The organism is Caulobacter segnis, assembly GCF_003243465.1.
GTDB lineage: Bacteria > Pseudomonadota > Alphaproteobacteria > Caulobacterales > Caulobacteraceae > Caulobacter > Caulobacter segnis_A.
Window position 1 is genome coordinate 21,096 of sequence record NZ_QFQZ01000061.1, and the last position, 8,801, is coordinate 29,896.

General features: G+C 70.6%; 9 protein-coding genes and 1 tRNA gene. 8 read left to right on the forward strand and 2 right to left on the reverse strand.

The window, feature by feature from the left end:
* Positions 1 to 33: 33 nt before the first annotated feature.
* Positions 34 to 921 (reverse strand): helix-turn-helix domain-containing protein, encoded by an 888-nt coding sequence (locus tag DI526_RS16925; protein ID WP_304280506.1) that lies wholly within the window; start codon positions 919 to 921, stop codon positions 34 to 36.
* A gap of 147 nt (positions 922 to 1,068) precedes the next feature.
* On the opposite strand from DI526_RS16925, the gene pobA reads away from it, so the two are divergent.
* Genes pobA through pcaD form a run of 8 tightly spaced genes read left to right on the forward strand, consistent with a single transcriptional unit; the run spans position 1,069 to position 8,580 of the window.
* Positions 1,069 to 2,244, forward strand: coding sequence for a 4-hydroxybenzoate 3-monooxygenase (gene pobA / locus DI526_RS16930; RefSeq protein WP_304280507.1), 1,176 nt, complete (start codon positions 1,069 to 1,071; stop codon positions 2,242 to 2,244).
* A 9-nt stretch (positions 2,245 to 2,253) separates the two neighbouring features.
* Complete coding sequence (locus DI526_RS16935; RefSeq protein ID WP_304280509.1) at positions 2,254 to 2,970, forward strand: CoA transferase subunit A; 717 nt, start codon at positions 2,254 to 2,256, stop codon at positions 2,968 to 2,970.
* Positions 2,970 to 3,617 carry a CoA transferase subunit B gene (locus DI526_RS16940; protein ID WP_304280518.1) on the forward strand — a complete coding sequence of 216 codons (648 nt, stop codon included), beginning with the start codon at positions 2,970 to 2,972 and terminating at the stop codon, positions 3,615 to 3,617. Before DI526_RS16935 ends, DI526_RS16940 begins: the two co-directional genes overlap by 1 nt.
* Positions 3,614 to 4,813 carry a 3-oxoadipyl-CoA thiolase gene (gene pcaF / locus DI526_RS16945; protein WP_304280511.1) on the forward strand — a complete coding sequence of 400 codons (1,200 nt, stop codon included), beginning with the start codon at positions 3,614 to 3,616 and terminating at the stop codon, positions 4,811 to 4,813. Before DI526_RS16940 ends, pcaF begins: the two co-directional genes overlap by 4 nt.
* A 21-nt stretch (positions 4,814 to 4,834) precedes the next feature.
* Positions 4,835 to 5,542, forward strand: a complete 708-nt coding sequence (gene pcaH / locus DI526_RS16950; protein WP_304280520.1) for a protocatechuate 3,4-dioxygenase subunit beta — start codon at positions 4,835 to 4,837, stop codon at positions 5,540 to 5,542.
* Positions 5,535 to 6,218 (forward strand): protocatechuate 3,4-dioxygenase subunit alpha, encoded by a 684-nt coding sequence (gene pcaG / locus DI526_RS16955; RefSeq protein ID WP_304280513.1) that lies wholly within the window; start codon positions 5,535 to 5,537, stop codon positions 6,216 to 6,218. The genes pcaH and pcaG overlap by 8 nt, the downstream gene beginning before the upstream one ends.
* Positions 6,219 to 6,235: 17 nt before the next feature.
* The gene (gene pcaB / locus DI526_RS16960) at positions 6,236 to 7,387 is read left to right on the forward strand and encodes a 3-carboxy-cis,cis-muconate cycloisomerase (RefSeq protein WP_304280515.1); all 1,152 of its coding nucleotides are present in this window, start codon (positions 6,236 to 6,238) and stop codon (positions 7,385 to 7,387) included.
* Entirely contained in the window at positions 7,387 to 8,580 is a 1,194-nt protein-coding gene (gene pcaD / locus DI526_RS16965; RefSeq protein WP_304280516.1) for a 3-oxoadipate enol-lactonase, read from the forward strand. Before pcaB ends, pcaD begins: the two co-directional genes overlap by 1 nt.
* Before the next feature lie 143 nt (positions 8,581 to 8,723).
* Here pcaD and DI526_RS16970 read toward each other — a convergent pair.
* A tRNA-Val gene (locus tag DI526_RS16970) sits at positions 8,724 to 8,798 on the reverse strand.
* Positions 8,799 to 8,801 lie beyond the last annotated feature (3 nt).

Below are 8,801 nucleotides of genomic sequence, written 5' to 3' on the forward strand. Positions count from 1 at the left end.
GAAGCGCAGGCCGAAGGTCCGCGGCGCGCGGCCCTAGCGGCCGAACGGCGTGTCGGCGGCGGCCCGGGCGCGATATTGGCGCGGCGAGACCCCTTCGCCGCGCTTGAAGAACCGCGTGAAATAGGACGGGTCGTCGAAGCCCAGGTGAAAGCCCACCTCGGCCACGCTCATGTTCGAGTAGACCAGGGCCCGCTTGGCCTCCAGCATGACCCGGTCGACGATCAATTCCGTCAGCGTCGCGCCGGTGACGCTGGCGCAAGCGCCGCGCAGCTGCTTGAGGCTGACGCCCAGCCGCGCCGCATAGTCGCCGGGCGACAGGCCATCCTTGTAGTGGAGGTCGATCAGCGCCCGATAGCGCGCCACCAGCCCCGCCTGGACGCCCACCGTCGCCGGATCCCGGCGCTGGGCGCTGGCCTGCCGCAGCGCTTCCACCAGGATCGTCATCAGGCAAGCCTCGACGGCCGCCGAGCGTCCGGGCGCGGTCCAGTTCAGCTCCCGGGCCAAGGTCGCCAAGCTGGCTCCGACGGCCGTGTCGGCGTCGAGCGCGCCATGGGCGGGGCCGGCGAAGACCTGTCGCAGGTCCGGCTCGCGGGCGCACAGTTCGCGAAGGTAGCTGTCGGCGATCGTCAGGACCAAGCCCGTGCTCTCGGCCTCGTACTTGAAGCCGTGCACCACCCCGGACGGCACCAGCACCAGGCAGGGCGCGGCGAAGGCGATCGCTCGGCCGTCGGCCTGCATGACCCCCGCGCCGGTGGTGATGTGGAAGATGTGGTTGAGGTCGGCGTGGGCGTGGGGACGGATGTTCCAGTCGTTCGGACGAGACCGATCGTCCAAGGATTCCAGGTGGACGAACTTGCCCTCGACGGTGCGGACAGGCTCTCCGAACAGGAAAAACCCTGGAACTATAGACGCTTGCGACATCGTGAGACCGGACTTGGCGCGAACGAAGAGGTCACGAAAGTCCTAGTTTTGGGCGCCTCCGTCCATCCCCATCGGCCTTGATGAAGATCAAGATCCCTCCAGGTCGCTCGAAAGCGACGAGGCCAGACATGGCTTGGAGGAAACCCATTGCGCACACAGGTGGCCATTATCGGCGCGGGACCGGCGGGTCTGTTCTTGGGACATCTGCTGCGGCGCGCGGGCGTTGACGCCGTCGTGCTGGAGCGCCGCGATCGCGCCTATGTCGAGGGCCGGGTCCGGGCCGGCGTGCTGGAGCAGGTCACGGTCGACCTGATGGACCGCCTCGATCTGGGCCAGCGCCTGCATCGCGAAGGCCTGGTCCACACGGGAACCAACATCGCCGCCGACGGCGAGCTCTTCCGCATCGACATGGCCGCCCTGACCGGCGGCGCCAGCGTCATGGTCTATGGCCAGCAGGAAGTGATGAAGGACCTGTTCGACGCCGCCGAACCGCGCGGCGTGAAGGTGATCTTCGACGCCGAGGACGTCGCCCTGCACGACATCGACGGGAGCCGCCCGTACGTCACGTGGCGCCATGACGGCGTCGAGCACCGGCTGGACTGCGACTTCATCGCCGGCTGCGACGGCTATCACGGGGTCAGCCGCGCGGCGATCCCGGCCGACGTGCTGAAGACCTTCGAGCGGGTCTATCCGTTCGGCTGGCTAGGCGTTTTGGCCGACGTGCCGCCTTGCGACCACGAGCTGATCTATTCCAACCACGAGCGCGGCTTCGCCCTGGCCTCGATGCGCTCGCCGACCCGCAGCCGCTACTACATCCAATGCGGCCTCGATGAGCGGCTTGAGGACTGGAGCGACGACCGCTTCTGGGACGAGCTGTGCCTGCGCCTGGGCGACGAGGCCGCCAGCCGCGTCACCCGCGGGCCCTCGTTCGAGAAGTCGATCGCCCCGCTGCGCAGCTTCGTGGGCGAGCCCATGCGCCATGGTCGACTGTTCCTGGCCGGCGACGCCGCCCACATCGTGCCGCCGACCGGCGCCAAGGGCATGAACCTGGCGGCGTCCGACGTCGTCATGCTGTCCGAGGCCCTGGTCGAGCATTATCACGAAGGCTCCGACGCCGGGATCGACGGCTATTCGGCCCGCGCCCTGGCCAGGGTCTGGAAGGCCGAGCGCTTCTCGTGGTGGTTCACCAGCCTGACCCACCGCTTCCCCGATCGCGACGGCTTCGACCGCAAGATGCAGGTCGCCGAGCTCGCCTACATCCGCGGCTCCCGCGCCGCCCAGGTCACCCTCGCCGAGAACTATATCGGCCTGCCCCTCGTCTAGGACCCATCCATGAAATCCAAGATCTACGAGAGCGCCGCCGCGGCGCTGGAGGGCGTCGTCTTCGACGGCATGACCCTGATGTCCGGAGGCTTTGGCCTGTCCGGCAATCCCGAGACCCTGATCCCGGCCCTGAAGGACACCGGCGTGAAGGGCCTGACCGTGATCAGCAACAACTGCGGCGCCGACGGCTTCGGCCTGTGGATGCTGCTCGACAACGGCCAGATCAAGAAGATGGTCTCCAGCTATGTCGGCGAGAACAGGCTGTTCGAGCAGCTCTATCTCTCGGGCCAGCTGGAGCTGGAGCTGAACCCGCAGGGCACCCTGGCCGAGCGCATCCGCGCGGGCGGCGCGGGCATTCCGGCCTTCTACACCAAGACCGGCGTCGGCACGGTGGTGTCCGAGGGCAAGCCGGTCGAGACCTTCGAGGGCGAGCAATACGTCCGCGAGACCTGGCTGCGCGCCGACTTGGCGATCATCAAGGCGTGGAAGGCCGATCCCGAAGGCAACCTGATGTTCCGGATGACCGCCCGCAACTTCAACCCGGTGATGGCCACGGCCGGCAAGGTCACGATCGTCGAGGTCGAGGAGATCGTCGAGGCCGGCGAACTGGACGCCAACGCCATCCACACGCCCGGCATCTATGTCGACCGCATCATCCTCAGCACGATCAACGAAAAGCGCATCGAGAAGCTGACCACGCGCCCTCGCGAGCAGGAGACCGCATGATGGCCTGGACCCGCGACGAGATGGCGGCCCGGGCCGCCCGTGAGCTGCAGGACGGCTTCTACGTCAACCTGGGCATCGGCATTCCGACCCTGGTGGCCAACCACATTCCCGAGGGCGTGCACGTCACCCTGCAGAGCGAGAACGGCATGCTGGGCATGGGGCCGTTTCCCTATGAGGGCGAGGCCGATCCGGACCTGATCAACGCCGGCAAGCAGACCATCACCAAGCTGCCGACCTCCAGCTTCTTCGACAGCGCCCAGAGCTTCGCCATGATCCGCGGCGGCCATGTCGACCTGACGGTGCTGGGGGCCATGGAGGTGGCCCAGAACGGCGACATCGCCAACTGGACCATCCCCGGCAAGATGGTGAAGGGCATGGGCGGAGCCATGGACCTGGTGGCGGGCGTCAAGCGCGTCATCGTCGTCATGGACCACGCCAACAAGGCCGGCCAGAGCAAGGTGCTCAAGCGCTGCGCCCTTCCGCTGACCGGCGCGGCCTGCGTCGACATGGTCGTCACCGATCTCTGCGTGTTCGACCTGGACCGGAAGGGCGGCGGCCTGACGTTGATCGAGCTCGCGCCCGGGGTCACCCTCGACGAAATCAGGGCCAAGACCGAGGCCGATTTCGACGCGGGAGCTTTTTCATGACCACCGCCTACATCTGTGACGGTATTCGCACGGCCTTCGGCCGCTACGGCGGCGCGCTGGCCAAGGTGCGAGCCGACGACCTGGCGGCGATCCCGCTGAAGGCCCTGGCCGCCCGCAATCCGGGCCTGGATCTGGCCGCCGTCGACGAAGTCGTGCTGGGAAGCGCCAACCAGGCCGGCGAGGACAATCGCAACGTCGCCCGCATGGCCCTGCTGCTGGCCGGCTATCCGGTGTCCGTCCCCGGCGTGACCGTCAACCGGCTGTGCGCCTCGGGCCTGGAGGCCGTCGGCTACGCCGCCCGCGCCATCGCCTCGGGCCACAATGACCTGGTCATCGCCGGCGGCGTCGAGAGCATGAGCCGCGCGCCGTTCGTGATGGGCAAGGCCGACAGCGCCTTCTCGCGCAACGCCGAGATCTTCGACACCACCATCGGCTGGCGCTTCGTCAATCCGGCCATGCGCAAGCTGTACGGCGTCGACTCCATGCCCGAGACCGCCGAGAACGTCGCCGCCGACTACGGGGTCAGCCGCGAGGACCAGGACGCCTTCGCCCTGCGCAGCCAGCAACGGGCGGCCGCCGCCCAGGCCAACGGCTTCCTGGCGGGCGAGATCACCCCGGTCGAGATCGCCGGCAAGGCCGGTCCGACCATCGTCGATCGCGACGAGCATCCGCGCGAGACCACTCTGGACGCCCTGGCCAAGCTCAAGCCCGTCGTCCGCGAAGGCGGCACGGTCACAGCCGGCAACGCCTCGGGCGTCAATGACGGCGCGGTGGGCCTGGTGATCGCCTCCGAAGCGGCGATCAAGCGCCACGGCCTGACGCCGCGGGCCCGCATCACCGGCTACGCCACCGCCGGCGTCGCGCCGCGCGTCATGGGCGTCGGCCCGGTCCCCGCCGTCCGCAAGCTGCTGGACAAGACCGGCCTGGCCATCGGCGACTTCGACGCCATCGAGCTGAACGAGGCCTTCGCCGCCCAGGGACTTGCGGTGCTGCGCCAGCTGGGCCTGCCGGACGATGGCGCGCACGTGAACCCCAACGGCGGGGCGATCGCCCTGGGCCACCCGCTGGGCGCGTCCGGCGCGCGCCTGGTCCTGACGGCCTTGCGCCAGCTGGAAGCGACCGGCGGCGCCAGGGGTCTGGCCACCCTCTGCATCGGTGTCGGCCAGGGCGCGGCCCTCGCCTTCGAGCGCGTCTAGGAGAGTCGCATGAGCCTGATCCTGCCGCCCGGCTACACCCGCGAGGACGCCGGGCAGCCGCCCTCGCTGCATCCGCCCTACGCCTCGACCGTGGCCCGCTCGCCGCGCCAGCCCCTGGTCAAGATTCCCCAGACCCTGACCGAGACCACCGGGCCGGCCGGCTGCTGGGACCAGCTGATGGGCGGCGCCCAGGCCGATCTCACCCGCCAGCACCGCGGAACGCCCCAGGGCCAGCGCATCATCGTCTCCGGCCGCGTGCTGGACGAGGACGCCCGCCCGGTCGCCAACACGGTGGTGGAGATCTGGCAGGCCAACGCCGCCGGCCGCTACATCCATGGCAAGGACCAGTGGGACGCCCCGCTGGACCCCAACTTCACCGGGGCCGGCCGCGTCGTCACCGACACCGAGGGCCGCTACCAGTACGTGACCATCCGCCCCGGGGCCTATCCATGGGGCAACCACAAGAACGCCTGGCGCCCCTCGCACATCCACCTGTCCCTGCTGGGGCCGGCCTTCGCCACGCGCATCGTGACCCAGATGTACTTCCCCGACGATCCGCTGATCGAGATCGATCCGATCGCCAACGCCGTGCCCATGCCCCAACGCCAGCGCATGGTCTCGCGCTTCGACCTTGCGACCACGCGTCCGAACTGGGCCCTGGGCTACCTGTTCGACATCGTGCTGCGCGGCAAGGACCAGACCCCGACCGAGGACGACCATCATGACTGAGCAGGTCAATCCGGCCCCGCGCCAGGACAACCAGGATCCGTCGCTGTTCGGCCAGACCCCGTGGCAGACCGTCGGACCGTTCTTCCACTATGGCCTGCCCTGGAAGGGCGGCGCGGACCTGGTCGGCCAGTCGGACCTGGGCGCGCGGCCTGAACTGTTCCCGCAGGCGCACTACGTCCTCAACCTGGCGCCGCCAAAGGGCGCGGTCGCCGGTGAGAAGATCGTGCTGGAGGGCGTGGTCTACGACGCGGACGGCGCCCCGGTTCCGGACGCCATGGTCGAGATCTGGCAAGCCAACGCCGCCGGCCGCTACGCCAGCCCCGACGACGACCGCCCGGACATCGCGTTGGACGAAGGCTTCATCGGCTTTGGCCGCGCCTCGACCGGCGAGGACGGCCTCTATCGCTTCCGCACCGTGCGCCCTGGCCCGGTCCCCGGTCCGGGCGACCGCCCGCAGGCCCCGCACATCGCCGTCGGCGTGTTCGGCCGCGGCCTGCTCAAGCGGCTGGTCACCCGCGTCTATTTCGAGGACGCGCCCGAGAACGACGCCGACGCGGTCCTCGGCCTGGTCCCGGCCGAGCGGCGCGACACCCTGGTCGCGCGCAAGGTCGGCGACGCCTGGCGCTTCGACATCGTCTTGCAAGGCGCGCGCGAAACCGTCTTCTTCGACGTCTGACGCAGACGGAGCCCCCCTTGCCTTCCCTGATCCGCGACCGATCGGCCTCATCCCCCGCCATGCTCGCGGCGTTCGGCGACGAGGCCCTGCTGGACGCGGCCCTTCGCTTCGAGGCCGCCCTGGCCCAGGCTCAGGCCGACGTCGGCGTGATCGACCAGGCCTCGGCGGCGGAGATCGTCGCGGCCTGCGCCGAACGTCCCGAGATCGAGTCCCTGGCCGAGGCCGCCGCCCACGCCGGCACCCTGGCCATTCCGCTGGTGGCGCTGATCCGCGCGCGCATCGCCGACCCGGCGATCGCCCGCCAGGTCCACAAGGGCGCGACCAGCCAGGACCTCGCCGACACCGCCCTGCTGCTGCAGGCCAAGGCCGGCGCGGCGCTGGTCGTGGCGGAAAGCCGCCGCCTGGCCCAAGCCCTGGCCGTCCTGGCCGAGCGCCACGCGGCCAGCCCAATGCTGGGCCGCACCCTGCTGCAGGGCGCCCTGCCGATCACCTTCGGCCTCAAGGTCGCCGGCTGGCTGCAGGGCGTGACCGGCGCCCTGGCCCGGTTCGAGCGCGAGACCGCGGCGATCCGGCTGCAGCTGGGCGGCGCGACGGGCTCGCTGACCGGGCTGGACGGCCAGGCCTTCGCCGTCGTCGCGCGCCTGGCCGAGCGCCTCGACCTGCCGGCCGCCGAGACGCCCTGGCACGCCCGGCGCGAAGGCCTGGCCGGGCTGGGCGCCAGCCTGGCGATCCTGACCGGCGCGGTCGGCAAGATCGCCGGCGACCTGGCCCTCCTGGCGCAAGGCGAGGTCGCGGAAGCCTTCGAACCGCGCGTCGAAGGGCGGGGCGGCTCCTCGGCCATGGCCCACAAGCGCAATCCGACCGGCTGCCAGGTCGCCCTCAGCGCCGCGATCCGCGCGCCGCACCTGGCCGCCGCCCTGATCACCGCCCTCCCCCAGCAGCAGCACGAGCGCGGGCTGGGCGGCTGGCAGGCCGAGGGACCCGTGCTGGCCGAGCTGTTCCAGCTGACCCACGGCGCCCTCAGCGTCATGGCGCCGGTGATCGAGGGCCTGGAGGTCCACGCGGACCGCATGGTGGCCAACCTCGCCGCCGCCGACGTCGGAATCGACACCGGCGAGTCCGAGGCGCTGGTCGCCGCGGCGCTCGCCGCCTACGGAAAGACCTGCTGATGCCCTTCGCCACCTCGCACGGCGCGCGCCTCTACTGGCGGACCGACGGCGCCGCCGACAAGCCGGTCATGGTGCTGCTGACCTCGATCGGAACCGACCTGTCGCTGTATGATCCGGTCGTACCGCTGCTGACGCCGGACTTCCGGGTGCTGCGGATGGACACCCGCGGGCACGGCGCCTCGGACGCCCCGGCCGGCGACTACAGCCTGGACCTGCTGGCCGACGACGTGCTGGCGGTGATGGACGCCGCCGGCGTCCGCAAGGCCAGCCTGGTCGGCACGTCGCTGGGCGCCATGATCCTGATGGCCCTGCCCCCCAAGGCGGCCGAGCGTGTCGAGGCGCTGGTCCTGGCCTGCACCTCGCCCGCCATGGATCCGTCGACCTGGGACCAGCGCCTGGCCCTGGTTCGTGCCGAGGGCATGGCCCCGCTGGTCGAGCCGGTCATGGCCCGGTTCTTCTCGGAGGGCTTCCGCGCCAAGCATCCCGAGGTCGTCGAGACCGTCCGCGCCGCCCTGCTGGCGCAGAACCCCGACGGCTACTGCGGCTGCGGCGCGGCGATCCGCGACATGGCGCTGCTGGACAACCTTCCGTCCATCACGGCCCCGACCCTGGTGGTCACCGGGGCCAAGGACGCCGCCACCCCGTTCCAGGGCCACGCCGACAGGATCCTGGCCGCCGTACCGGGCTCGCGCCATGTAGAGGTCGACGCCGCCCACCTGCCGAGCCTGGAGGCGCCGACCGCCCTGGCCGGGGCCATCCGCGCCTTCGTCGGCGAGGTTCTGCACGGGACCGCCGTGCGGGACGCCAAGGACACCCTGTTCGAGGCCGGCCTGACCACCCGTCGCAAGGTGCTGGGCGACGCCTGGGTCGACCGGTCCCTGGCCCGGCGCACCGCCTTCACCGCCGACTACCAGGCGATGATCACCCGCTATGCCTGGAATGAGATCTGGGGCCGGCCGGGCCTGGACCACCGCACCCGCCGGCTGCTGGTCCTGGCCATCTGCGCAAGCCTGGCGCGCTGGGAGGAGTTTCGCCTGCACGTCCGCGCCGGCCTGGAGCAAGGCGGCTTCACCCAGGACGAGCTGAAGGAGACCCTGATGCAGCTGGCCATCTACGCCGGCGTTCCCGCCGCCAACACCGCCTTCACCGAAGCGGCGGAGGTCATCGCCGAACTTCAGTCCCCTGAGGGCTGACGGCCCGCTCGCCGCAGCGTCCCTGGACGGCCTGACGCAGCGCGCGTCGGCGCCACCGCAGCGCGCCCACGCGCTGGCCGAAACACGCGCGAAATCGGACGACCGATTTGGCCGCAAGCGTTTGACTTAATTGGGGAAGGAGATGGTGGACGCGACAGGGATTGAACCTGTGACCCCTACGATGTCAACGTAGTGCTCTCCCGCTGAGCTACGCGTCCGCC